We start from the raw sequence: 21,317 nt of genomic DNA, 5'->3' as shown, positions 1-21,317 counted from the left end.
TCGTGATAGGGAACGATCGAACCACGGCAGGCGGAGCGGAACCCCGATGCGAAATCTCGTCCTGATTGGCGTTTGCCTGCTGGTCCATCTGGCATCCGCCATGGCCGCCCGAGCGGGCGATGTCGCCGAGCTTGAAATCCTCGGCTTCAGCAAGGATGGCGGCGTCTTCGCCTTCGAGGAATACGGTGTGGCAGACGGTTCGGGCTTTCCCTATGCCAATCGCTACTACATCAACACCGCCGACGACACGTTCCTGAAGGGCACGCCAATCCGGGTCCGGCTGGAGGATGAGACCGCCTCGCTCGATACGGCCCGTCAGCAGGCCAGGCAGAAGGGCGAAGCCGTCGTTGTGCAGGCCGAACTCACCGCAAACCGCGGCATCACCGCCGGCTTCAACCCGGTGACCGAATTGTCGGCCGACCCGTTCCGCATGGTGGTGAACCCACGGCCGATCTTTTCGCCGGTCGACCCGCCGCTGGAATTCCGGCTGGACGAGATCGGCATGAATGACACCGAAAGCTGCCAGAGCCAGGGCGAGGTCAACGGTTTTCGCCTGCTGCGGATCGAGGCCAGGGATGGCGGCCGGACCCATCTGCTGCATGAGGATAAATCGATCCCGAAAAGCCGTGGCTGCCCCAACGGCTACAGGATCGGCGCGGTGCAGACGTTCTCGATGGACAGCATCAGCGCCTATGCGGTGCTGATCGCGGTGCGCCAATACGGCTTCGAAGGGCCGGATTTTCGCTGGATCGCCGTGACCGGACGCCTGTGACATCGCTCGATCAATCCAGTTGGCGCAAGCGCGCCGGAAATCGCGTCAGCCGCGCCGTACCATCGACGGGCACGGCGCTTGTCGGCGCCTTGCTGTGGGCGATGGCCATGGGCGCCAGCGCGCTGACCGGTCTTTGGCTCGACAATTGGGAGACCCCGGAAAAGATCCGCTTCGTCGCCCTGCTGTTTGCGACCGGCGCGGCATTGGCCTTTCCCGTCGGGTTGTTCGCGGCGCGGCTGGTCTCGCTCGACCGGCATTGGGAGGTGGCGTTCGCCGCCGCCTTCGTCTGCCTGCTTGCCACGACGCTCGCCTTCACCGGCGGGTTGTTTGCGCTGCAATACCGCTCCTACTATGCCGAATGGCACGCGGAGGCCTTCACCGCCCGGTGGGCGTTCGAACTGGTCTTCACCTCGCTGACGGCGCTCTACCAATTCGTGGTGCTGGGTATCAGGCTCTATTTTCCGCTCGGATTCATCGCGCTTGCCGCCGCCAGCGTGTGGTTTGCGCGCCAGCAGCGTTGAGCATTCGGTCCGCCTCTGTTAGGACGCGCACTTAACCACGGACACATCAGGACTGACGGATGATCCCTCGCTATTCCCGGCCGGAAATGGTCGCCATCTGGTCGCCGGAAACCCGCTTCCGCATCTGGTTCGAGATCGAGGCCCATGCCTGCGATGCGCTGGCCGAGCTCGGCGTCATTCCCAGGGAAGCCGCCAAAACCATCTGGGAAAAAGGCGGCGCCGCCCAATTCGACGTCGGCAAGATCGACGAGATCGAGGCCGTGACCAAGCACGACGTCATCGCCTTCCTCACCCATCTGGCCGAATTCGTCGGGCCGGATGCGCGTTTCATCCACCAGGGCATGACCTCATCGGATGTTCTCGACACCTGCCTTGCGGTGCAGCTCAGCCGCGCCAGCGATATCCTGCTGGCCGACCTCGACGGCCTGCTCGCCGCGCTGAAACGCCGGGCCTTCGAGCACAAGGACACCATCACCATCGGCCGCAGCCACGGCATTCATGCCGAGCCGACCACGTTCGGCGTCAAGCTGGCGCAGGCCTATGCCGAGTTCTCACGCTGCCGCGAGCGGCTGGTGCACGCGCGGGAGGATATTGCCACCTGCGCCATATCGGGCGCGATCGGCACCTTCGCCAACATCGATCCCTATGTCGAAGAACATGTGGCGAAAAAGCTTGGGCTGAAGCCGGAGCCGGTGTCGACGCAGGTCATCCCTCGCGACCGCCATGCCATGTTCTTTGCCACGCTCGGCGTCATCGCCTCGTCGGTCGAGCGGCTGGCGACTGAGATCCGCCATCTGCAGCGCACCGAGGTGCTGGAAGCGGAAGAGTATTTTTCGCCGGGCCAGAAGGGCTCGTCGGCAATGCCGCACAAGCGCAACCCGGTGCTGACCGAAAACCTCACCGGCCTTGCCCGCATGGTGCGCTCCATGGCCTTGCCGGCGATGGAGAATGTCGCGCTCTGGCACGAGCGCGACATTTCGCATTCCTCGGTCGAGCGCATGATCGGCCCGGACGCCACGATAACACTCGATTTCGCGCTGTCGCGGTTGACCGGCGTCATCGACAAATTGCTGGTCTATCCCGACAACATGCTGAAGAACATGAACAAGTTCCGTGGCCTTGTGCATTCGCAGCGCGTGCTTTTGGCGCTGACGCAAGCCGGCGTCAGCCGCGAGGACGCCTACCGCCTGGTGCAGCGCAACGCCATGAAGGTATGGGAACATGGCGCTGATTTCCTTGAGGAATTGTTGGCCGACAGGGAAGTCACCGCAGCGCTGCCCGAAGCCGAGATCCGCGAGAAATTCGACCTGGGCTATCACACCAAGCATGTCGACACGATCTTCAAGCGGGTTTTCGGATAGGTTTTTCGATGCGGCTGGCCGTCCTTTCCGACATCCATGGGAATCTGCGCGCGCTTGAGGCGGTTCATGCGCAGATCAAAGACGCTTCTCCCGACATCATCGTCAATCTGGGCGATTGTCTCTCCGGGCCGCTATGGCCTGAAGAAACCGCGCAATATCTGATGGCGCAGAATTGGCCGACCGTGCGCGGCAATCACGACCGTGTGCTGATCGAGCCGCCTGCTTCCGGGTTGGAAGACGTCGATGCTTTCACCCACCAACGCCTCTCTGAGACATCCCTGACCTGGCTCTCGGCCTTGCCGGTCACCCTGTCGCCTGCCCCGGACATCCTGCTTTGCCATGGCAGCCCGAGTGACGACGACGTGTTCCTGCTCGAGGAAGACGGAGGCAGCCACTTCCAACCCTCCAATGAAAAGCAGATCAGGCACAAGCTGGGCAGCGCCGGCGCCGGGCTGACCTTGTGCGGCCATACACATCCGCCGCGCGTTGTGCGCTTGTCGGACAACCGGACAATCCTCAATCCGGGCAGCGTCGGCGTCCAGGCATTCCCCGGCCTGACCGTGACCGGCAGTCCGCATGCCCGCTACGCCATCGCAACGCGCAAGGGCGGACAATGGTCGTTCAGCCATCACGTGGTCAATTATGACTGGACCGAAGCATCCGGCCGCTCCACGGCGACCGGCTTTGACAGCTGGGCGCATGGGCTGCTGACGGGCTACGCCGCCAATTCCTTGTAAGAACCGAGCGGGCGCTCAGCCGGCGGCGCCCGGCACGGTGCGGATAACCGTGCCCCACGGATCTTCCCGCGTGGTTTCAGCGGTTGTCTTGTCCGACCGCATCTCGACCCAGGCCAGACCCGAGCGGGACGGATCGCGGCGGCCGGCGCCGGCGCTGTGCCACGAATTGCCACCGATATGATGGTGGTAGCCTCCCGACGACAGGAACACCGCCTGCCCTCCATACTTAGCGACCGTGTCGAAGCCAAATTCGTCGTGCCACCAAGCCTCGGCATCTTCCGGCCGGCCGACGCGCAGATGGACATGGCCGATAATGCTGTTTTGCGGCGCGCCCTGCCAGCCGGCGTCACGGGCCGGCACGCTGCCAACCACGGCGGCCAGATTCAGCCGCTCGGTCGCCATGGCGATCTTGTCGCCGTTCCACTTCCACTCCTGCGGCAGACGGTCCCTATAGATTTCAATGCCGTTGCCTTCGGGGTCGGTCAGGTAGAGAGCCTCGCTGACCAGATGGTCGGAGGCGCCCTCGATGCGGATCTTGTTGGCGGCGGCATGGTTTATCCAACGGCCGAGATCGGCGCGGCTGGGCAGAAGGAAAGCGGTGTGGAAAAGGCCGGCGCTGCGCGGATCGTCGGGCTTGGCCGCTGCGTCAGGCTCGATGACCAGCAGCGGGCGCTCGGCAGCGCCCAGCGTGATGGCGCCATCGGCGCGGCTCAATTCCTGCAGGCCGACAACAGCCCGGTAGTAATCGGCAAGTCCTTCGGCGTCGCGCGCCTTCAGGCCCACGCGTGACACGCTGACGGGGGTCGTCGCGGCAAAAGGCAGTTCGCTCATAAAACTCTCCGTTCAGCGCGTTATCCCAGGCCGCGCCACCAGTCTATTCTGTTGTCGATCTCTTCCTGCCTCAAATCGTCGATCCTGATCGTTCACACAAGATGGAAAGAATCGAACAGGTTGTTCACGATTGTGATGCACCGCATGCGTCAGCGCGGGTTGCACGAGACACGGCCGCTCGCTATCTCAGCGCCATGAAAGTCAAAGACGCAGATATTCTGATCGTGCCGGGCTACACCAATTCCGGCCCCCAACACTGGCAGACACGCTGGCAGTCGAAACTGTCGACGGCGCGCCGGGTCGAGCAGGCGGAGTGGTCGAAGCCGGTGCGCGAGGACTGGACGGCGAGCGTGGCGAACGCTGTCAACGAGGCCGAGCGGCCGGTGGTGATCGTTGCCCATTCCCTGGGCGTGGCGGCCGCGGTGCAGGCCATTCCGCAGTTCAGGAAGCCGGTCGCCGGTGCGTTCTTTGTCGCGCCGCCCGACGTCGCCAACCCGGAGATAAGGCCGCGTCACCTGATGACCTTTGGCCCCTATGCACGCGAACCGCTGCCCTTCCCGTCCATCGTAATCGCCAGCCGCAACGATCCGTTCTGCGCCTTCGAGGTTGCCGAGGACATTGCCGCTGCCTGGGGTTCGCTGTTCATCGATGCCGGCGAAACTGGTCACCTCAATGAGGATGCCGGCTTCGGCCCGTGGCCGGAGGGGTCGATGACCTTCGCGAAGTTCCTGACCGACCTCAAGGCCTGACCGGGCAAGGCACCACGCCTCAGCCCTTGATCGAATCGTTCATGCTTTTGATGAGTGTCTTTGCGCCGAGCGAAATCAGCGTATGGTCCGAGCCCATCGCCAGCAGCCGGTAGCCCATCGCCACGACGCGGCCGGCAATCGCCGGCTCAACGACGTAGATCGCCGCATGCTTGCCGGCCTTGCGCGTGCGCTCGGCGATGGAGGCGACGGTTTCCATCATGCTTTCCAGCGTCGAATTGACGGTCGCGCCGTTCGACCATGCGATCGAGAAATCCGATGGACCGAGGAAGATGCCGTCAATGCCCGGCGTGTCGAGAATGCCGTCCAGCGCATCGAGCGCGGCACGCGTTTCGACCATGGCAAAGGCCATCGTGCGTTGATTGGTGTCGCGCAGCCATTCGGCGTGGTCGCCTTTGCCATGGCGCGGAAAAGCATAGGTCGGGCCCCAGGAGCGCTCACCCATCGGCGGATATTTCATCGCGGCGGCAAAGAGTTTTGCATCGGCCACCGAATTCACCATCGGCGCAATCACCGCCTCGGCGCCGAAATCGAGGGCGCGGCTGGCCATGTCGAAGCGGCCGACCGGAATGCGCACTAGCGCCGGCTTGTTGGCGGCCAGCACCGGCACCAGCCCGCGCAGGACCGAGTCCTCGTGGTGTCCGCCATGCTGCATATCGAGGGTGACGGCGTCAAAACCCTGCTTGGCGATGATTTCGACCGTCAAAGCGTCCGGAACGCCGGACCAGGCGGTGAACAGCGTTTCATCCGCCGCCAGGCGTGACTTCAGGGACATGGTGCTTTCCTCGTTGGGTAGAGCCTTGTAACAGGCCCACGCACAGTTTCAGCCGGAAAAGGCTGAAAAGGCAAAGAAAAACCGCCCGGCTGGACCGGGCGGTCGATTGGTCCAGCGCTACTCGCTCTAGGTGTTCTTGATCTGCTCGATCGCCTGCGCCATCAGTTCGTCCATGGTGCGGCGGATCTGGTGATCCGACTGGTCGACGCCGGCGGCGTCGAAATCCTTGCGGATCTTGCGGAATACGTCGTGATCGCCGGCTTCCTCGATGTCGGCGACAACCACTTCCTTGGCATAGGCGTCGGCATCGGTGCCGGATTTGCCCAGCTTTTCGGCGGCCCACAGACCGAGCGCCTTGTTGCGGCGTGCGGAAGCCTTGAAGCGAAGTTCTTCGTCGAAGGCGAATTTGCGCTCAAAACCCTCTTCGCGGTCTTTCATGCTGCTCATGGCTTCCCTCCGATGAAATCGATTCGCGTTGGCGATGGATATGTGTGTTGCCGCAGCACAAACCAAAAGGGCGCGGGCCGGTCAATATGCTACATCACTTGCTGCGCTGCGGCATTTCATTCCTGAAAGCGGTCGATGGAAAGGATTTGCCGATTGAGCAAACGCTGTGATTGGGATAGACCCGGCATTGAACCCCACCCGTCGCCGCACCAATTTAGGCAGACGGACAGGAACTGGTCGCTTGCCGCCTGCCCGCAAATCCAGAGAAAAATCAGATGAAAAATCGCCGCCGCATTTATGAAGGCAAGGCCAAGATCCTCTATGAGGGACCGGAACCGGGTACGCTGATCCAGTTCTTCAAGGATGATGCGACCGCGTTCAACAAGAAGAAGCACGAGGTCATCGACGGCAAGGGGGTGCTCAACAACCGCATCTCCGAATATATTTTCAACCATCTGAACCGCATGGGTATTCCGACCCACTTCATCCGCCGGCTCAACATGCGCGAGCAGTTGATCAAGGAAGTCGAGATCATTCCGCTCGAAGTGGTGGTGCGCAATGTCGCCGCCGGCTCGCTGTCCAAGCGCCTCGGCATCGAGGAAGGCACCGTTCTGCCGCGCTCGATCATCGAATTCTATTATAAGGCCGATGCGCTCGACGATCCGATGGTGTCGGAAGAGCACATCACCGCTTTCGGCTGGGCAAGCCCGCAGGAGATCGACGACGTCATGGCGCTGGCCATCCGCGTCAACGACTTCCTCTCCGGCCTGTTCATGGGTGTCGGCATCCAGCTCGTCGATTTCAAGATCGAATGCGGCCGCCTGTTCGAGGGCGACATGATGCGCATCGTCGTTGCCGACGAGATCTCGCCGGATTCGTGCCGGCTGTGGGACGTGGCAACGCAGGACAAGCTCGACAAGGACCGTTTCCGCCGCGATATGGGCGGCCTCGTCGAAGCCTATCAGGAAGTTGCCCGCCGCCTTGGCATCATGAACGAGAACGAGCCGCCGCGCCCGACCGGCCCGGTGCTCGTCGCCTCGACCGATGGCCTCAAAGGCAAGCCGCACTAAGTCTTCATTTCTTGACGCAATTCCGGACGAAAAACCGCTTCAGACTTTTCCTGGAATTGCTAAGTCTTCGAACAGGAACCTGTCCAGCATGATCAAGGCCCGCATCACCGTCACCCTCAAGAACGGCGTGCTCGACCCGCAGGGAAAAGCCATAGAGCACGCTCTGTCCGGACTGGGGTTCGGCGGCGTCGGCCAGGTGCGGCAGGGCAAGGTCTTCGACCTCGAGCTCTCGGAGACCGACAAGGCCAAGGCTGAAGCCGATCTGAAAGCCATGTGCGACAAGCTGCTGGCGAACACGGTGATCGAGAATTACGCGGTGGAGATCGCTTGATATGAAATCAGCTGTCGTTCTTCTCCCCGGCCTCAACCGCGACCGCGACATGATTGCGGCGCTGACCAATGTCTCCGGGCAGGCGCCGGCGACCGTCTGGCAGACCGACACCGAAATCCCCGATGTCGACCTGATCGCCATTCCCGGCGGCTTCTCCTTCGGCGATTATCTGCGCTGCGGCGCGATTGCCGCGCGGATGCCGGTGATGCGGGCAGTCGCTGAAAAGGCCGCCAAGGGCGTCATGGTCATTGGCGTCTGCAACGGGTTCCAGATTCTGGTCGAGGCCGGCCTGCTGCCCGGCGCGCTGATGCGCAATGCTTCGCTGAAATTCGTTTGCCGTGAGGTGAAGCTGCAGATCGCCAACGCCAACACCATGTTCACCCGCCGCTATCAGCCGGGCCAAATCATCCGCACGCCGGTTGCGCATCATGACGGCAATTATTTCGCCGATGCCGACACGCTTGCGCGCCTCGAGGGCGAAGGACAGGTTGTGTTCCGCTATGCCGAAGGCACCAATCCCAATGGCTCGATCAACGACATTGCCGGCATCATCAGCGAGAAGGGCAATGTGCTCGGCCTGATGCCGCATCCGGAAAACCTGATCGAGGCCGCGCATGGCGGCAGTGACGGCCGGGCGCTGTTCGAAGGCGCGCTCGGCATCGCCGCCTGATATCTCTTCGAATTCCTTTCAAAACGCGGGGGCGGTTGACCATGAGACTGATGATTGTTCGCCTAGGTCCCCTGGCTGCTGCCGGCTTGGCGTTGGCGTCCTGCCAGTCCAGCCCGAAGAGCGCGCCGGTCCCCACGAGCAAGAGCGCTTCGCTGCTGGCCATGGAACAGGTAGCGATATCGGCCCACAAATGCTGGATCGCCAGCAAGGATCCCGCCTTCAAATCCTATCAGATGGCCAATGAGCTGAATTCGTTCAGCGGCACGCCCCGCTTCCTGCTGGTGCCGGCCAAGCATTATGGCGGCAAGCCGCTGCTGGTCGTCCAGTCGCAAGGCAATTCCAGCCGCGTCGACGTGTTCGGTCCGCTGATGGACGATCCGCTCGGCGCGCGCATCGGATCCGACATTGCGCGCTGGCAAACGGGCAATCCGTCGTGTAACGCGGCCGCCTGACGCCAGTGGGCCGCTTCCTGCAGATTGCGGGATTGATCATCGGTCTGACCGGGCTTGTCCTGCAAGCGTGCATCACCATCCCGGCATCGATGGAAGCCGGCCGCAGTTTTCTCGGCTCCATCGTCTTTCTGTTCAGCTTCTTCACCATCCTGACCAACATCGGTGCAGTGCTGGTCCATGTCTCGCTGCTGTCGCCTTCGGGCTACGCCTGGCTGCCGGCCTTTGCCGGGCCGCGGATGCAGGCGGGCGTGGCGGCTTCCATCGCCCTGGTCTTCATCGTCTACGCGACAGTTCTGGCGCAGCTCTGGCAGCCGCAGGGGCTGTTCCTGCTCTGTGACGTGCTGCTGCACTATGTGACGCCGGTGCTGTTCGTGCTGTGGTGGCTTGTTGCAGGCGCTGACGGCAGGACACGCTGGAGCGACATTTCGTGGTGGATGGCCTATCCGATCGCCTATCTCGCCTATGCGCTGGCGCGCGCACCGATCGCAGGCGAAGTGCCCTACCCGTTCCTCGACGTTGCGAAAAACGGCGCGGCCAACGTCGCCCTTGCGGCGCTGGCCGTCACCGGTGTTTTCCTGGTGCTGTGCATCCTCGCCGTGCTTGCCGATAAGGGCGTCTCACGCCTCAGGGCTCCGGGCACACGCCGCTGACCAGACTACAAGTTAGTCCCAGAATCGCCTGATGCCTTCGCGGTGAGCGTCGTCACGCGACACACCGATGTCCCTGAGCTGCTCGTCGGTCATTTCGAGCAAAGCCAGGCGGCCGCGACGGCGCTCGATCAGCACGTCGATCCATCGCGCCAGCGATCTGACCACATGCACGATCCGGCCGACAAAGCCTCGCCGGCTGGACGGGCGCGGCCCGACCAATTCAATGCCCGCGCAGCGAATTGTCTCGATTGTATCCATTGTCTTTCTGCCAACCTTGCAAATTGTACCCATCTTGGTACGGTTCTGATATGCATTGACACCCGATCTGGTGCAATATACAGAATTGTCACCATGACAAATTGGCTCCCTGACCTCACCATCGGTTCCGGCCCGCTTTACCAGCGCCTTGCCGACAGCATCGAGTCGGACATCGACAAGGGCGTCATCGATGCCGGGGCAAAATTGCCGCCGCAGCGCGATCTCGCCTATGATATCGGCACGACGGTCGGCACGATCGGCCGAGCCTATCAGCTGCTGCGCGAGCGCGGCCTAGTGAGCGGCGAAGTCGGTCGCGGGACCTATGTGCTGGCGCAGCAATCGGAAGCGTCACCCGAATTCGCCGAGCCTGCCGTGCAAGGCACGCGCTATGTCGATGCGCCGCCCGGCAAGCTGCGTTTCGACAGCACTGCCGCGCCCGACATCGGCCAGGGCGCCATTGTCGCTGACATGCTCTCGCGCACGGTGCAGGATCACCCGCACGAGATTTCGAGCTACACCAGGGATTTTCCGGAGCGCTGGTTCGAGGCCGGCGCCCGCTGGCTGTCGCGCAATTCGTTCCGTCCGGCGGCCGACACCATCGTTCCCACGCTTGGCACACATGCCGCGGTGATGGCGGCGATTGCGGCACTGACCACACCGGGCGATTATGTCGCCTTCGAGCACCTCACCTATTCGCAGATCGCCCGCAGCGCCGGGCTGATCGGGCGGCGCATAGCACTGGTGGCATCGGACGAAGAAGGCCTCGATCCCGAGGATTTCGAACGCGTCTGCGCGCAAAAGCACCCGAAGATGATCTTCCTGATGCCGACGGTGCAGAACCCGACGCTGGCGATCCTGTCGGTTTCGCGCCGTGAGGCGATCGCTCGTGTCGCGCGCGCGTACAATGTCATCGTCATCGAGGACGATCTCTATGGCGGCCTGACCGAAGATCCGACGCCGCTCATCGCCGAATATGCACCCGAGCGCACCATTGTCGCCGGCGGTCTGTCGAAATCGGTCGCGGCAGGTGTTCGCGGCGGCTGGCTCTCCTGCCCGCCCGCCTATCGCCATCGCATCCGCGTCGCCCACAAGATGATGACCGGCGGGATGCCGTTCCTGCTGGCGGAGGTGAATGCGCGGCTGGTGCTGTCAGGGCAGGCTGGCGATATCCGCAAACGCAGCATTGCCGAAATTGCCACCCGGATCGCCATCGTGCGCGAGACACTGGCCGGTTTCGCCTTCAAGTCACACGGCAGCGTGCCCTTCGTCTGGCTGACGCTGCCCGATCCCTGGCTGTCCGGCACGTTCAGGAGCGCATGCCTCGAAAATGGCGTGCTCCTCGACGACGAGGACGAGTTCAAGGCGGGGCGTTCCGAGCAGGTTTTTCACGGCGTGCGTTTCGGCGTCTCGCAGCCAAGGCGGCGCGAGGACATCACCGGCGGCGTCGCGGTGATCCGGCGGCTGCTGGAGGAAGGCCGCGCCGGCTACGACAGTTCGTCCTGAATCGTTGGGGCTAAACCGTGCCCCTGCGTACCGATCTCAGGTTCAGCCCTCTGCCTTGAAGTTTTTGGCTTCCTTCGCGCCCTTGTCCTTGCCGTGCTTCTCGGCCAGGTCCTTGGCCTGCTTGGGCGAAACGTCGGTGGTCTCGGCAATATGCATGGCCTCCTTGTCGGAGAGGCGATTGTCTTTCTTGCCTTGCTTGGTGGCCATGTCGAAATCTCCTGATTGCTTTGAGGCCTAACGGCCGGGATGCCATAGCGTTCCCCAACGGCGCCCCGCTACCATCGTCGCCCTGTGGTTTTCCGGCGTTTTTCGTCATCCAATGGGGTGTATCACGCCAAAGCTTGCGATATGAGGGGTCTCAAATTCCCCTCTCCCATGGACATCAATCGCCGCCCATGACCATTTCCAATTCCGTGCCGATCACCCCGGAACTCATCGCCGCGCATGGGCTGAAGCCCGACGAATACCAGCGCATCCTCGACCTGGTCGGGCGCGAACCGAGCTTTACCGAACTCGGCATCTTCTCGGCGATGTGGAATGAGCACTGCTCCTACAAATCCTCGAAGAAATGGCTGCGCACGCTACCGACCACCGGGCCTCAGGTCATCCAGGGTCCGGGCGAGAATGCCGGTGTGGTCGATATCGGCGATGGCGACTGCGTCGTCTTCAAGATGGAGAGCCACAACCATCCCTCCTACATCGAGCCCTACCAGGGTGCGGCGACCGGCGTCGGCGGCATATTGCGCGATGTCTTCACCATGGGCGCGCGGCCGATTGCGGCGATGAACGCTTTGCGCTTCGGCGCACCGGACCATCCCAAGACCAGGCACCTGGTCAGCGGCGTGGTTTCCGGCGTCGGCGGCTACGGCAATGCGTTCGGCGTGCCGACGGTCGGCGGCGAGGTCAATTTCGACGCCCGCTACAATGGCAACATCCTGGTCAACGCCTTTGCCGCGGGCCTCGCCAAGACCGATGCGATCTTCCTGTCGGAAGCCAAGGGCGTCGGCCTGCCCGTCGTCTATCTCGGCGCCAAGACCGGCCGCGACGGCGTCGGCGGCGCCACGATGGCCTCGGCCGAGTTCGACGACAAGATCGACGAGAAGCGCCCGACCGTGCAGGTCGGCGATCCCTTCACCGAAAAATGCCTGCTCGAAGCCTGTCTTGAGCTGATGGCGTCTGGCGCCGTTATCGCCATCCAGGACATGGGGGCGGCCGGCCTCACCTGTTCGGCGGTCGAGATGGGCGCCAAGGGCGACCTCGGCATCGAGCTTCACCTCGACCAGGTGCCGGTGCGCGAAGAGCGCATGAGCGCCTATGAGATGATGCTGTCGGAGAGTCAGGAGCGCATGCTGATGGTGCTGCGCCCCGAGAAGGAAAAGGAAGCCGAGGCGATCTTCCACAAATGGGGCCTCGACTTCGCCATTGTCGGCAAGACCACCGACGATCTGCGCTTCCGCGTCATTCACCAGGGTGACGAAGTTGCCAACCTGCCGATCAAGGACCTTGGCGACAAGGCGCCGGAATATGACCGCCCCTGGGTCGAGCCGAAGAAACCTGCGGCGCTTGCCGCCGGCGATGCGCCGAAGGCCGATGTCGCCGACGCGCTGCTGAAACTGCTCGGCGGGCCGGACCTGTCGTCGCGGCGATGGGTATGGGAGCAATACGACACGCTGATCCAGGGCAATTCGCTGCAGCTTCCGGGCGGCGACGCCGGCGTGGTGCGCGTAGAAGGCCATCCGACCAAGGCGCTCGCCTTCTCCTCCGACGTGACGCCGCGCTATTGCGAGGCCGACCCGTATGAAGGCGGCAAGCAGGCGGTGGCCGAATGCTGGCGCAACCTTACCGCCACCGGCGCGCTGCCGCTGGCGGCGACGGACAACCTCAATTTCGGCAATCCGGAACGGCCTGAGATCATGGGCCAACTGGTCGGCGCGGTGAAAGGGATTGGCGATGCCTGCCGCGCGCTCGGCTTCCCGATCGTGTCGGGCAATGTCTCGCTCTACAATGAAACCAACGGCCAGGGCATCCTGCCGACGCCGACCATCGGCGGCGTCGGACTGATTGCCGACTGGTCGAAGATGACCCGTATCGGCTTTGCCGCCGAGGGCCAGATGATCCTGCTGGTCGGCGCACCCGCAAGCTGGGGCAGCCATCTCGGCCAGTCCGCCTATTTCAGGGACATCCATGGCCGTACCGACGGGCCGCCGCCATCCGTCGACCTCGCGCACGAAAAGCGCGTCGGCGACCATGTCCGCGCGCTGATCGCGTCGGGCGTCGTGACCGCGGCCCATGACCTTTCCGATGGCGGCTTGGCGATAGCCCTGGCCGAAATGGCGATGGCGTCCGGCATCGGCGCCACCATTCCGGGGCTCGCCGGCACCGACCCGATCCCGGTCTGGTTCGGCGAAGACCAGGGCCGCTACCTGCTGACGCTGTCCGTCGATCCGCAGAGCAAGGAATGGGACGCCATCCGCGAGGAACAGAGCAAGCTCGGCATCTTTGCGCCATGGATCGGCTCGACCGGTGGAAACGAACTGAAGCTCGGCGATGCCAGGGCGATCCCGGTCAGCGAATTGACCGCCGCCCACGAAGGCTGGTTCCCGAACTTCATGGACAAGTCCAGTTGACCAGCCTGGCAGCCCGGACGCTGATCGCAGTCGTCTTCTGGCCGTCGCTGTTCTTCTTCTGGTTCCTCGGGCCGTTCGTCTTTTTCCTGCTGTCGACGACCTCGAGCGAGGTCTGTCCGCTGCTGGAAAGGCGTGACCAGTTCCTTGAGGCGGCCAATGGCACACTGCAGATGCTGGCCTTGCAAAGTCTGATCTATGCGATCCCCATCGTCTGCCTGGTGCTGTGGAGCCGCCTTTTGCCGAACCCGGCGCGCGCAAGGCATGTCGCCACCTGCATCAAGCTCTTTGCCATTGCGGTCATTACCGGCGCGCTGTGGGAATACGGCTCATCGCTGATCTGCGACGGCAATGGCCAACCATTCTTTTCGCCCCTGTGGCAGATGACCAGCTATCTCCCGATCATCAACCTGGCGCTCAACATCCCGCTCTATGTCCTGGTGTTCAGCCTTGGCCGGGGGTTCTCGACCCGCGACGACATCACCGAAGATGGTGTGGTGCACCCGCCGCAGGATGGCCCTTAGACACTGCGTCGCCGACAGAACGGCTTCAACCCGGACCAGAAAGGCTTTAGGCTGCCGTCCGAGTCACTTCGTGCCTAGCCGCCCAGAACAGGATTTTGCCATGGCAATGGATGCCCACGACATCGAAAAACTGATCAAGGACGGCATTCCGGACGCCAAGGTGACGATCCGCGACCTCGCCGGCGACGGCGATCACTATGCAGCCGAAGTGGTGGCCGAGAGCTTCCGCGGAAAGAGCCGCGTCCAGCAGCACCAAATGGTCTATGATGCGCTGAAGGGCAATATGGGCGGCGTGCTGCACGCGCTGGCGTTGCAGACCAGTGTGCCGGACTGAAGCCAGACTGGCCTACTGTTTCTTCGGCTGCTTCGCCGACACTGACGTGATCGGCTTCGCCGACACTGAGATGATCGGGCCCGCCGGGTATTTTCCGCCGACGATCATTCTTTTCCCATCCGACAGCGCGGAGACCGCGCCGTCGAGGAACAGCGCGTTGCGGCATTGTAGCGCGTCGCGAAACAGCCGCGCAAAGCTGCCGAAACTGACCTCAGACCGCGAGATCGCCAGCAAAACGGTGTTTTCATCGCGCACGCCGACGCCGTTGCGGATGTAGCGCGAGGTTCCGTTCGGCTCGAAGCGTGGGTGAATCTTGCCATCGATCACCAGCATCGGGCCGGACTGCGTGGCGAAGGCAACATCGCGTTTGGTAACCGCATAGGCGTTGCTTTCCATGACAGCCGCCTTGCCGTCATTGCCGACCAGAAAGACGCCGTTCGGTTTCAGGAAGAAATTGCCTTCGCCGTCGGCAAGGTTGAGCGGCGACTTCTCGCTGCCGTTCTCGACCAGCAGGCCGACCGGCGACAAATCCTCGTGATACATGCCGCCATTCACGGCGAGCAGCACCGGCCTCCCCTCGCCCGCAACCGCCTTGTCGAAGGCTTCGAGCGAACCAAAAGGCTTGCCATCGGCGCCGGCGTGGAAAACACCGATGCTGTCGGCGCGAAGATCGGTCTCGCAGACGACATAGGTCACCGCCTCGAAGGCGACATTCCGGCAAGGCGCGGGCAGGTCACCGCCAATGACCAGCGGCGGCGGCTCCGGGCGTCTCGGCCACCAGACAACGGCAATCGCGGCCAGCAGGATGGCGATCGGAAGGGCGGCGCCATATCGTCTTTTCATCATGTCCCGGAGGCTGCAATCGGCAGGGATGCTTGGCCCAAGACAGGCGATCCTTTGCGCCATTTCCGCGACGGCGGCGCAAACATCTTGTTTCGGCCCATCTATGGGTTTATTTGATGGCTATGCTTCGAGCCTGACTCCCACAGGCGTGAAAGGATATCTCATGAGCGGCATCAACGACTACATCGACAGCGAAGTGAAGGGCAACGACGTCGTCCTTTTCATGAAGGGCACGCCCGGTTTTCCGCAGTGCGGCTTTTCCGGCCAGGTCGTCCAGATCCTCGATTACATCGGCGCCGACTACAAGGGCGTCGACGTGCTGACCTCGGCCGAACTGCGCCAAGGCATCAAGGAATATTCGAACTGGCCGACGATCCCGCAGCTTTACGTCAAGGGCGAATTCGTCGGCGGCTGCGACATCATCCGCGAAATGTTCCAGGCGGGCGAGCTGCAGACGTTGCTCGTCGACAAGGGCGTCAGCGTCAAAGCGACAGCCTGATTCTGAGTTGAGACGGGGCAGCCCCGCCCCGGCAAAATGTTACCTCCCCCTATCGGAGTGAGGACGAACTTATGCGCCGGCATGCCGGCGCATATCGTTTTGAAGATCGGACCCGCCGTGGACCAGCCAGCAAAAGCGCCGCAACAGGCACGCAAATTGCCTATTCCGCGCTGGGAATTCATCGCGCTGTGCGCGGCACTGATGGCGTTGAACTCGCTGGCCATCGACATCATGCTGCCGGCACTGCAGCAAATCGGCGCCACGCTTGGCGTTGAGAATGAAAACCACCGCCAGTATGTGATCACCGCCTATATATTGGGCTTCGGTGGCGGACAGCTTTTCTTCGGACCGATCTCGGACCGGTTCGGGCGCCGCGCGCCGCTCGTTGCCGGGCTGGCGATTTATGTCGTGGCGGCGGCAGCTGCCGCCATCGCCCCGTCATTCGCCGTCCTGCTGCTGTGCCGGCTGGTGCAAGGCATCGGTGCGGCGGCGACCCGCGTCATCGCCGTCTCGATCGTGCGCGACACGTTCGACGGTCGGCGCATGGCCGAGGTGATGTCTCTGATCTTCATGGTGTTCATGGCCATCCCGGTGATCGCGCCTGGGATCGGCCAGGTCATCATGCTGTTCGCAACATGGCACTGGATCTTCGTCACCATGGCCGTCGGGGCGCTGATCGTGTCGGCGTGGTCGCTGCTGCGGCTGCCGGAGACGCTGCATCCGGAGTACCGCCGGCCGCTGACAGTCTCATCCGTCGTCGGTGGTTTCCGCATCGTGCTCACCAACCGCATGGCGCTTTGCTACGCCTTTGCCAGCACCTTCATTTTCGCCGCCATGTTCGGCTTCATCGCCTCCGCACAGCAGATCTATGTCGACATTTTTCATGTCGGCGAATTGTTTCCTGTCATCTTCGCGGGTGTCGCCGGCGTTCTCGCTTTTTCGAACTACCTCAACTCGCGCCTGGTCGGCCGCATCGGCATGCGCCGCCTGTCGCAGAGCGCACTGCTGTTGTTCCTGGTGATCAGCCTTGCCTGGCTCACCGTTTCGCTTCAAATGAAGATGCCACTCTGGCTGTTCATCACCTTCTTCGCCAGTGCGATGCTCCCGTTCGGCGCGCTCGGCGCCAATTTCAACGCGCTCGCGATGGAGCCGCTCGGCCAACTGGCGGGCACCGCGTCGTCCATCCTGGGCTTCATGCAGACTTTTCTCGGCGGCATCCTCGGCACGCTGATCGGCCAGGCCTTCAACGGCACGGTGACACCGCTGGCCGCAGGGTTCTGCAGCGTCTCGGTTGCGGCCCTGCTGATGATCCTGATCGCCGAGCGCGGCAAGATGTTCCAGCCGCACAACCCACCCATTTCAGGGCACGTCACCGACCTGCATTGAGCGACGCGCCTTGAGATTGTTGGTCTCAAAACCGCATCCACCTTTATGCGACGCGTTTCAGGATGCGCCGCCAATCACTGCCGTGAAACGAGGGAACAGCGGGCGCCCTGCGATGGCGCCACCCATGCTGTCCGACAGCGGCATCGGCAGAGCCTTGTCGAGCGCTTCGAGCACGGACGTCACGAAGATCCGGTTGAGCGCGGCATCGTCTCCCATATGCGAAAAGGTGGCGCGCGGCTTGCCCATCAGCGTGCCGTTTTTACGAATTGAGAAGCTCAGCGTCAGGCTCAGGCCAGCACTTCCAGGCGGCGGTTGCCAACAGGCAAAGATCGCGTCGAACATCTCGTCTATGCTGTCGACGGGATCGAGGCTTCGACACGCGCGCTCCTGCGATCGTGCCGAGGTGACGCCGGCGACCAGGGCAAGTGCAAGTGCCGTTGCAACAATTGCGGACCGATGTTTCATTTCGCGGCTTCCGACTTCGCGAGAGATTGGACACTATAACAGAGCCAATATACTTGACGAAAGCCTCTACCAGCAGTTGGACCGATTATTGCGCCCAGAGTTCCCTGCGCAACTCCTGCCAGCTTTCCTTGTCCGGGGCGACAAGAATGCCGCCGTCGATATGCGAGGGCAGATAGGCGCTGCCGTCGATCCGCGCGGTGTAGCCGCCGGCCTCGGCGTGGATCAGCACACCGACCAGATGGTCCCACGGCATCAGTTTGTTGTAGACGACGAAATGGGCATGGCCGCTGGCCAGAAGACGGTATTCATGTGCCGCGCAGCGATAGCCGAACTGCGACAGGGTCTTGGTCTGGTTGCGCGCCCGGAGCGAGCGTTGCGGTTCCGCCAGATATTGCCAGGAGACGGAGCCGGTCATCTGCGAGATCGGCACGGCATCGGCGACATGCACCGTCTCCAGCGCGCCATGCGCATGGCGGATATGGCTGCCGGCGCCCTTGGCGCCGATCAGCCAGTCCCGGCCTACGGGGTCATGGATGATACCGGCGACGGTTTCGCCCTTGACGACGACGCTCAGCATGACGCCGAACAGCGGCACGCCGGAGGCGAAGTTGAAGGTGCCGTCGACCGGGTCGACGACGAAGGCGAGGTCGGCATCACCGAGCCCCTGAAGCAGCGCCGGATTGTCGGAACAGGCTTCCTCGCCGACGATCATCGCCGTGGGATAGCGCTGGCGCAGCCTGGCCGTGATCAGCCGCTCGGCGTTGATGTCGGCCTCGGTCACCAGGTCGGCAGCCGAGGTCTTCTGTCTGATGTCGCCCTCGCCCAGCCGGCGAAAGCGTGGCATGATTTCGGCCCTGGCTGCATCGGCGAGAAGCTCGGCCAGCCAGTCGATCGCTTGGTCGTCAAATATCATCGGAAATGTCTTGTCCTGTGCTGAGGCTGCCATTGAGGGCGGCAAAGTCGAACAGCTTTCTGTCGAGCAGATGCGACGGCCTGGTGTTGGACAGCGCGCGCAGCATCGTATCCTTGCGGCCCGGCATGCGCTTTTCCATATCGTCCAGCATCGCCTTCATGGCGTTGCGCTGCAGGCCTTCCTGGCTGCCGCAGAGATCGCAGGGAATGATCGGGAATTTCATAGCGGCGGCGAATTTTTCCAGATCGACCTCGGCGCAGTAGCTCAGCGGCCGCAGCACCATGACGTCGCCGTCGTCGTTGAGCAGCTTTGGCGGCATGGCGGCAAGGCGGCCGCCATGGAACAGATTCATGAAGAAGGTTTCGAGAATGTCCTCGCGGTGGTGGCCGAGCACCAGCGCCGAACAGCCCTCCTCGCGCGCGATGCGATAGAGATGGCCGCGCCGCAGCCGCGAGCACAGCGAACAATAGGTGCTGCCCTGAGGCAGCTTGTCGGTGACCACCGAATAGGTGTCCTGATACTCGATGCGATGGGCAATGCCATGCGCATCGAGGTAGTCGGGCAAAATGTGCTTCGGAAAATTCGGCTGGCCCTGGTCGAGATTGCAGGCCAGCAGCTCGACCGGCAGCAGCCCGCGCCATTTGAGATCGAGCAGCACGGCCAGCAGCCCGTAGGAATCCTTGCCGCCGGACAAGGCCACCAGCCAGCGGTCGCCGGGCCTCGCCATGGCGAAATCCTCGACCGCCTGACGGGTTAACCGCAACAGCCGCTTACGCAGTTTGTTGAACTCGACGGAAGACGGCACGTCGGCAAACAGCGGATGGAAGCCGCCTTCAGCAATCGGTTCAACTGTTTCGATGTCTGCCAGCATGTTCATGGCTTGTCGCTTTCCATAGCCGAGAGTGCCGGATTAGCGGACATGGCCGACAAAGAAAAGGCCGCCTCGACGGGCGGCCCTTTCCAGTATCGCAGAAAAGCGATCGCTTAGCGCGAATAGAATTCGACGACCAGGTTCGGCTCCATCTGCACGGCGAACGGAACATCGGCCAGGCCGGGGATGCGCGAGAAGGTCGCGACCATCTTGTTGTGATCGACTTCGATATAGTCCGGCACGTCGCGCTCGGCGAGGCCGACCGCTTCCAGCACGATGACCAGCTGCTTCGACTTTTCGCGCACTTCGACGACATCGCCCGGCTTGCAACGGTACGAGCCGATGTTGACGCGCTTGCCGTTGACGTTGACGTGGCCGTGGTTGACGAACTGGCGAGCCGCGAAAATGGTGGGCACGAACTTGGAGCGGTAGACGACCGCGTCGAGACGCGACTCGAGCAGGCCGATCAGGTTCTCGGAGGTGTCGCCCTTGCGGCGATCAGCCTCTTCATAGACTTTGCGGAACTGCTTTTCGGAGACATCACCATAGTGACCCTTCAGCTTCTGCTTGGCGCGCAGCTGCAGGCCGAAATCGGAAAGCTTGCCCTTGCGGCGCTGGCCGTGCTGGCCGGGGCCGTATTCACGCTTGTTGACCGGGGACTTCGGGCGGCCCCAGATGTTTTCGCCGAGACGGCGGTCGATCTTGTACTTCGCGGATTCGCGCTTGCTCATCGCATTCCCTTTCAAAACAAACCACCCGGAGCCTCATGGTCCGGGTGAAGGAAACGCGCCCTCCTCTGGCCTCCGTTTTCGAGGCCTGACAGGGTTTTCCCACGCAACGCGGCGGAAAACCCACGGGACACGTCAGTCTAGACAAAACCCAGGAAACGATAAACCTGCTTTCCCGGGCTTGCCATGCAAAAGAAACAACCGGGCATTGCGGCCCGGTGTTGGTGCGCTCGTTAAACGGAGATTTGAGCAGAGTCAAGCGCGTCGCTGGCGCTGGGCCCGGCAACCATATCACGTCTTTGGCGTTGAGTGCCGTGCCGGATGCGGCGGGAGGTTGTTGCGCCGACGGCATTTAGGAAGGGACTGGAGCCAAAGGAGCCCGAAGTCGCATGAAAAAGTTTTTCCTCTCGTTGGTCGGTGCAGCCGTCCTGGCCGGGACGATGTCGATCGCCGTGCCCGAGCCAGCGATGGCCAAGCATTGGCAGGGCCACAAGCATCGTCAGACCTGCCATGTCGTGGTGAAGAAGAAGGTCATCTGGCGGCATGGCCACAAGAAGGTCATCCGCTACAAGGTGAAGCGCTGCTGGTGACGTCAGGGGTTTCGGGCTTGGCCTGAACCGAAGAAGCCCGTGGTTTCGGCCACGGGCTTTGTTTATCGACTCGGTTCAAGGTTTCAGTCTGCCGATTTCTTCTCCGGCAGGCCTTTGCGCTTGGTCTCTGCGAATTCCTCGAGCTGTTTTTCGCTCATCGAATTGTACATCGACTTCGACGCGCCTTGAAGTTCGCTCTTCCTGGTCTCGCCGCGCTTGGCCGACAGGGCTGCGCCAGCGGCCTTTTGCTGTGCTTTTGAGGTTGCAGGCATATCGGCACCTCCTTTGCTGACAGAGGAAGAAACGTTGCGCTCCGGCGACGGTTCCAGCGCTGGCGGTCAACTTCCGTTCCGCGCTCATGTCTGCCCATGGTCGGCCAACTGCCGGCAAAACCA

29 protein-coding genes are annotated in these 21,317 nt (G+C 62.5%); 18 read left to right on the top strand and 11 right to left on the bottom strand.

What is annotated here, in order from left to right; genetic code table 11:
• The first annotated feature begins 46 nt into the window (after positions 1-46).
• From NKH22_RS19115 to NKH22_RS19100, 4 genes are all read left to right on the top strand, one after another.
• On the top strand, positions 47-772 hold the full coding sequence (locus NKH22_RS19115) for a DUF2259 domain-containing protein (RefSeq protein ID WP_352910532.1): 726 nt from the start codon (positions 47-49) through the stop codon (positions 770-772).
• A 101-nt stretch (positions 773-873) separates the two neighbouring features.
• Complete coding sequence (locus NKH22_RS19110; RefSeq protein ID WP_245261354.1) at positions 874-1,293, top strand: hypothetical protein; 420 nt, start codon at positions 874-876, stop codon at positions 1,291-1,293.
• A gap of 59 nt (positions 1,294-1,352) precedes the next feature.
• Positions 1,353-2,654, top strand: coding sequence for an adenylosuccinate lyase (gene purB, locus NKH22_RS19105; RefSeq protein ID WP_352910530.1), 1,302 nt, complete (start codon positions 1,353-1,355; stop codon positions 2,652-2,654).
• Positions 2,655-2,662: 8 nt separating this feature from the next.
• Positions 2,663-3,391, top strand: coding sequence for a metallophosphoesterase family protein (locus NKH22_RS19100; RefSeq protein WP_352910527.1), 729 nt, complete (start codon positions 2,663-2,665; stop codon positions 3,389-3,391).
• 15 nt (positions 3,392-3,406) lie between these two features.
• Here NKH22_RS19100 and NKH22_RS19095 read toward each other — a convergent pair whose 3' ends face one another.
• Positions 3,407-4,222: a VOC family protein gene (locus tag NKH22_RS19095; protein WP_352910525.1), complete on the bottom strand. Its 816-nt coding sequence runs from the start codon at positions 4,220-4,222 to the stop codon at positions 3,407-3,409.
• A 194-nt stretch (positions 4,223-4,416) separates the two neighbouring features.
• On the opposite strand from NKH22_RS19095, the gene NKH22_RS19090 reads away from it, so the two are divergent.
• Positions 4,417-4,971: an RBBP9/YdeN family alpha/beta hydrolase gene (locus tag NKH22_RS19090; RefSeq protein WP_352910522.1), complete on the top strand. Its 555-nt coding sequence runs from the start codon at positions 4,417-4,419 to the stop codon at positions 4,969-4,971.
• A 19-nt stretch (positions 4,972-4,990) separates the two neighbouring features.
• Here the strand turns inward: NKH22_RS19090 and NKH22_RS19085 are convergent, their stop codons facing one another.
• Together NKH22_RS19085 and NKH22_RS19080 are read right to left on the bottom strand one after the other, a co-directional pair.
• A complete protein-coding gene (locus NKH22_RS19085; protein WP_352841932.1) occupies positions 4,991-5,764 on the bottom strand; it encodes an HpcH/HpaI aldolase family protein in 774 nt (257 codons plus the stop codon).
• Positions 5,765-5,890: 126 nt separating this feature from the next.
• On the bottom strand, positions 5,891-6,211 hold the full coding sequence (locus NKH22_RS19080; RefSeq protein WP_352910519.1) for a DUF1476 domain-containing protein: 321 nt from the start codon (positions 6,209-6,211) through the stop codon (positions 5,891-5,893).
• Positions 6,212-6,258: 47 nt separating this feature from the next.
• Between NKH22_RS19080 and NKH22_RS19075 the strand changes: the two genes are divergently transcribed.
• The 6 genes from NKH22_RS19075 (at position 6,259) to NKH22_RS19050 (ending at position 9,384) form a co-directional block, all read left to right on the top strand.
• A complete protein-coding gene (locus NKH22_RS19075) occupies positions 6,259-6,381 on the top strand; it encodes a hypothetical protein (protein WP_280790911.1) in 123 nt (40 codons plus the stop codon).
• A 105-nt stretch (positions 6,382-6,486) separates the two neighbouring features.
• Complete coding sequence (purC, locus tag NKH22_RS19070) at positions 6,487-7,281, top strand: phosphoribosylaminoimidazolesuccinocarboxamide synthase (RefSeq protein WP_013532127.1); 795 nt, start codon at positions 6,487-6,489, stop codon at positions 7,279-7,281.
• Positions 7,282-7,369: 88 nt separating this feature from the next.
• Positions 7,370-7,612 carry a phosphoribosylformylglycinamidine synthase subunit PurS gene (gene purS, locus NKH22_RS19065; protein WP_023669092.1) on the top strand — a complete coding sequence of 81 codons (243 nt, stop codon included), beginning with the start codon at positions 7,370-7,372 and terminating at the stop codon, positions 7,610-7,612.
• A gap of 1 nt (position 7,613) precedes the next feature.
• Positions 7,614-8,282: a phosphoribosylformylglycinamidine synthase subunit PurQ gene (purQ, locus tag NKH22_RS19060; RefSeq protein ID WP_352910516.1), complete on the top strand. Its 669-nt coding sequence runs from the start codon at positions 7,614-7,616 to the stop codon at positions 8,280-8,282.
• A gap of 41 nt (positions 8,283-8,323) precedes the next feature.
• Positions 8,324-8,734 carry a hypothetical protein gene (locus tag NKH22_RS19055; RefSeq protein WP_352910514.1) on the top strand — a complete coding sequence of 137 codons (411 nt, stop codon included), beginning with the start codon at positions 8,324-8,326 and terminating at the stop codon, positions 8,732-8,734.
• A gap of 5 nt (positions 8,735-8,739) precedes the next feature.
• Positions 8,740-9,384, top strand: a complete 645-nt coding sequence (locus tag NKH22_RS19050) for a Pr6Pr family membrane protein (RefSeq protein WP_352910511.1) — start codon at positions 8,740-8,742, stop codon at positions 9,382-9,384.
• A 12-nt stretch (positions 9,385-9,396) separates the two neighbouring features.
• Here NKH22_RS19050 and NKH22_RS19045 read toward each other — a convergent pair whose 3' ends face one another.
• On the bottom strand, positions 9,397-9,642 hold the full coding sequence (locus tag NKH22_RS19045; RefSeq protein WP_023700852.1) for a DUF1127 domain-containing protein: 246 nt from the start codon (positions 9,640-9,642) through the stop codon (positions 9,397-9,399).
• Between the two features lie 93 nt (positions 9,643-9,735).
• Here NKH22_RS19045 and NKH22_RS19040 point away from each other — a divergent pair, with 93 nt between their 5' ends.
• Positions 9,736-11,145 carry an aminotransferase-like domain-containing protein gene (locus tag NKH22_RS19040; RefSeq protein ID WP_352910509.1) on the top strand — a complete coding sequence of 470 codons (1,410 nt, stop codon included), beginning with the start codon at positions 9,736-9,738 and terminating at the stop codon, positions 11,143-11,145.
• A gap of 42 nt (positions 11,146-11,187) precedes the next feature.
• On the opposite strand, the gene NKH22_RS19035 is transcribed toward NKH22_RS19040, so the two are convergent.
• Positions 11,188-11,352: a hypothetical protein gene (locus tag NKH22_RS19035; protein ID WP_023669098.1), complete on the bottom strand. Its 165-nt coding sequence runs from the start codon at positions 11,350-11,352 to the stop codon at positions 11,188-11,190.
• A 188-nt stretch (positions 11,353-11,540) separates the two neighbouring features.
• Between NKH22_RS19035 and purL the strand changes: the two genes are divergently transcribed.
• From purL to NKH22_RS19020, 3 genes are all read left to right on the top strand, one after another.
• Positions 11,541-13,772, top strand: coding sequence for a phosphoribosylformylglycinamidine synthase subunit PurL (purL, locus tag NKH22_RS19030; protein WP_023825114.1), 2,232 nt, complete (start codon positions 11,541-11,543; stop codon positions 13,770-13,772).
• A complete protein-coding gene (locus NKH22_RS19025; RefSeq protein WP_352910507.1) occupies positions 13,769-14,293 on the top strand; it encodes a hypothetical protein in 525 nt (174 codons plus the stop codon). Before purL ends, NKH22_RS19025 begins: the two co-directional genes overlap by 4 nt.
• A gap of 100 nt (positions 14,294-14,393) precedes the next feature.
• On the top strand, positions 14,394-14,627 hold the full coding sequence (locus NKH22_RS19020) for a BolA/IbaG family iron-sulfur metabolism protein (protein WP_010909092.1): 234 nt from the start codon (positions 14,394-14,396) through the stop codon (positions 14,625-14,627).
• Positions 14,628-14,639: 12 nt separating this feature from the next.
• On the opposite strand, the gene NKH22_RS19015 is transcribed toward NKH22_RS19020, so the two are convergent.
• Complete coding sequence (locus NKH22_RS19015; RefSeq protein ID WP_352910505.1) at positions 14,640-15,473, bottom strand: phosphodiester glycosidase family protein; 834 nt, start codon at positions 15,471-15,473, stop codon at positions 14,640-14,642.
• A gap of 160 nt (positions 15,474-15,633) precedes the next feature.
• Between NKH22_RS19015 and grxD the strand changes: the two genes are divergently transcribed.
• Positions 15,634-15,969, top strand: a complete 336-nt coding sequence (gene grxD, locus NKH22_RS19010; RefSeq protein ID WP_023669102.1) for a Grx4 family monothiol glutaredoxin — start codon at positions 15,634-15,636, stop codon at positions 15,967-15,969.
• Positions 15,970-16,086: 117 nt separating this feature from the next.
• Entirely contained in the window at positions 16,087-17,355 is a 1,269-nt protein-coding gene (locus NKH22_RS19005) for a multidrug effflux MFS transporter (protein WP_023697568.1), read from the top strand.
• 57 nt (positions 17,356-17,412) lie between these two features.
• On the opposite strand, the gene NKH22_RS19000 is transcribed toward NKH22_RS19005, so the two are convergent.
• The 4 genes from NKH22_RS19000 to rpsD all read right to left on the bottom strand — a co-directional run bounded on the left by NKH22_RS19000 (position 17,413) and on the right by rpsD (position 20,335).
• The gene (locus NKH22_RS19000; protein WP_502908581.1) at positions 17,413-17,820 is read right to left on the bottom strand and encodes a UCP034077 family protein; all 408 of its coding nucleotides are present in this window, start codon (positions 17,818-17,820) and stop codon (positions 17,413-17,415) included.
• An 85-nt stretch (positions 17,821-17,905) separates the two neighbouring features.
• On the bottom strand, positions 17,906-18,733 hold the full coding sequence (locus tag NKH22_RS18995) for an inositol monophosphatase family protein (protein ID WP_352910498.1): 828 nt from the start codon (positions 18,731-18,733) through the stop codon (positions 17,906-17,908).
• A complete protein-coding gene (gene ttcA, locus NKH22_RS18990) occupies positions 18,723-19,610 on the bottom strand; it encodes a tRNA 2-thiocytidine(32) synthetase TtcA (RefSeq protein WP_023669106.1) in 888 nt (295 codons plus the stop codon). Before ttcA ends, NKH22_RS18995 begins: the two co-directional genes overlap by 11 nt.
• Before the next feature lie 107 nt (positions 19,611-19,717).
• Positions 19,718-20,335: a 30S ribosomal protein S4 gene (gene rpsD / locus NKH22_RS18985; RefSeq protein ID WP_023669107.1), complete on the bottom strand. Its 618-nt coding sequence runs from the start codon at positions 20,333-20,335 to the stop codon at positions 19,718-19,720.
• A gap of 386 nt (positions 20,336-20,721) precedes the next feature.
• Between rpsD and NKH22_RS18980 the strand changes: the two genes are divergently transcribed.
• On the top strand, positions 20,722-20,922 hold the full coding sequence (locus NKH22_RS18980; protein ID WP_023690200.1) for a hypothetical protein: 201 nt from the start codon (positions 20,722-20,724) through the stop codon (positions 20,920-20,922).
• 83 nt (positions 20,923-21,005) lie between these two features.
• On the opposite strand, the gene NKH22_RS18975 is transcribed toward NKH22_RS18980, so the two are convergent.
• Positions 21,006-21,194, bottom strand: coding sequence for a DUF3008 family protein (locus tag NKH22_RS18975; protein WP_023684876.1), 189 nt, complete (start codon positions 21,192-21,194; stop codon positions 21,006-21,008).
• Between the last annotated feature and the right edge of the window lie 123 nt (positions 21,195-21,317).

The sequence above is a fragment of the Mesorhizobium sp. M1252 genome (assembly GCF_040318265.1).
Classification (GTDB): Bacteria; Pseudomonadota; Alphaproteobacteria; order Rhizobiales; family Rhizobiaceae; genus Mesorhizobium.
The sequence above is the reverse complement of the archived record's forward strand: the minus strand, read 5'-3'. Positions and strand labels throughout refer to the sequence as shown.

Coding starts and splice junctions, on each gene's coding strand:
- NKH22_RS19115 (WP_352910532.1), top strand. CDS start 47: ATGCGAAATCTCGTCCTGATTGGCGTTTGCCTGCTGGTCCATCTGGCA.
- NKH22_RS19110 (WP_245261354.1), top strand. CDS start 874: ATGGCCATGGGCGCCAGCGCGCTGACCGGTCTTTGGCTCGACAATTGG.
- purB (WP_352910530.1), top strand. CDS start 1,353: ATGATCCCTCGCTATTCCCGGCCGGAAATGGTCGCCATCTGGTCGCCG.
- NKH22_RS19100 (WP_352910527.1), top strand. CDS start 2,663: ATGCGGCTGGCCGTCCTTTCCGACATCCATGGGAATCTGCGCGCGCTT.
- NKH22_RS19095 (WP_352910525.1), bottom strand. CDS start 4,222: ATGAGCGAACTGCCTTTTGCCGCGACGACCCCCGTCAGCGTGTCACGC.
- NKH22_RS19090 (WP_352910522.1), top strand. CDS start 4,417: ATGAAAGTCAAAGACGCAGATATTCTGATCGTGCCGGGCTACACCAAT.
- NKH22_RS19085 (WP_352841932.1), bottom strand. CDS start 5,764: ATGTCCCTGAAGTCACGCCTGGCGGCGGATGAAACGCTGTTCACCGCC.
- NKH22_RS19080 (WP_352910519.1), bottom strand. CDS start 6,211: ATGAGCAGCATGAAAGACCGCGAAGAGGGTTTTGAGCGCAAATTCGCC.
- purC (WP_013532127.1), top strand. CDS start 6,487: ATGAAAAATCGCCGCCGCATTTATGAAGGCAAGGCCAAGATCCTCTAT.
- purS (WP_023669092.1), top strand. CDS start 7,370: ATGATCAAGGCCCGCATCACCGTCACCCTCAAGAACGGCGTGCTCGAC.
- purQ (WP_352910516.1), top strand. CDS start 7,614: ATGAAATCAGCTGTCGTTCTTCTCCCCGGCCTCAACCGCGACCGCGAC.
- NKH22_RS19055 (WP_352910514.1), top strand. CDS start 8,324: ATGAGACTGATGATTGTTCGCCTAGGTCCCCTGGCTGCTGCCGGCTTG.
- NKH22_RS19045 (WP_023700852.1), bottom strand. CDS start 9,642: ATGGATACAATCGAGACAATTCGCTGCGCGGGCATTGAATTGGTCGGG.
- NKH22_RS19040 (WP_352910509.1), top strand. CDS start 9,736: ATGACAAATTGGCTCCCTGACCTCACCATCGGTTCCGGCCCGCTTTAC.
- NKH22_RS19035 (WP_023669098.1), bottom strand. CDS start 11,352: ATGGCCACCAAGCAAGGCAAGAAAGACAATCGCCTCTCCGACAAGGAG.
- purL (WP_023825114.1), top strand. CDS start 11,541: ATGACCATTTCCAATTCCGTGCCGATCACCCCGGAACTCATCGCCGCG.
- NKH22_RS19020 (WP_010909092.1), top strand. CDS start 14,394: ATGGCAATGGATGCCCACGACATCGAAAAACTGATCAAGGACGGCATT.
- NKH22_RS19015 (WP_352910505.1), bottom strand. CDS start 15,473: ATGATGAAAAGACGATATGGCGCCGCCCTTCCGATCGCCATCCTGCTG.
- grxD (WP_023669102.1), top strand. CDS start 15,634: ATGAGCGGCATCAACGACTACATCGACAGCGAAGTGAAGGGCAACGAC.
- NKH22_RS19000 (WP_502908581.1), bottom strand. CDS start 17,820: ATGAAACATCGGTCCGCAATTGTTGCAACGGCACTTGCACTTGCCCTG.
- NKH22_RS18995 (WP_352910498.1), bottom strand. CDS start 18,733: ATGATATTTGACGACCAAGCGATCGACTGGCTGGCCGAGCTTCTCGCC.
- ttcA (WP_023669106.1), bottom strand. CDS start 19,610: ATGAACATGCTGGCAGACATCGAAACAGTTGAACCGATTGCTGAAGGC.
- rpsD (WP_023669107.1), bottom strand. CDS start 20,335: ATGAGCAAGCGCGAATCCGCGAAGTACAAGATCGACCGCCGTCTCGGC.
- NKH22_RS18980 (WP_023690200.1), top strand. CDS start 20,722: ATGAAAAAGTTTTTCCTCTCGTTGGTCGGTGCAGCCGTCCTGGCCGGG.
- NKH22_RS18975 (WP_023684876.1), bottom strand. CDS start 21,194: ATGCCTGCAACCTCAAAAGCACAGCAAAAGGCCGCTGGCGCAGCCCTG.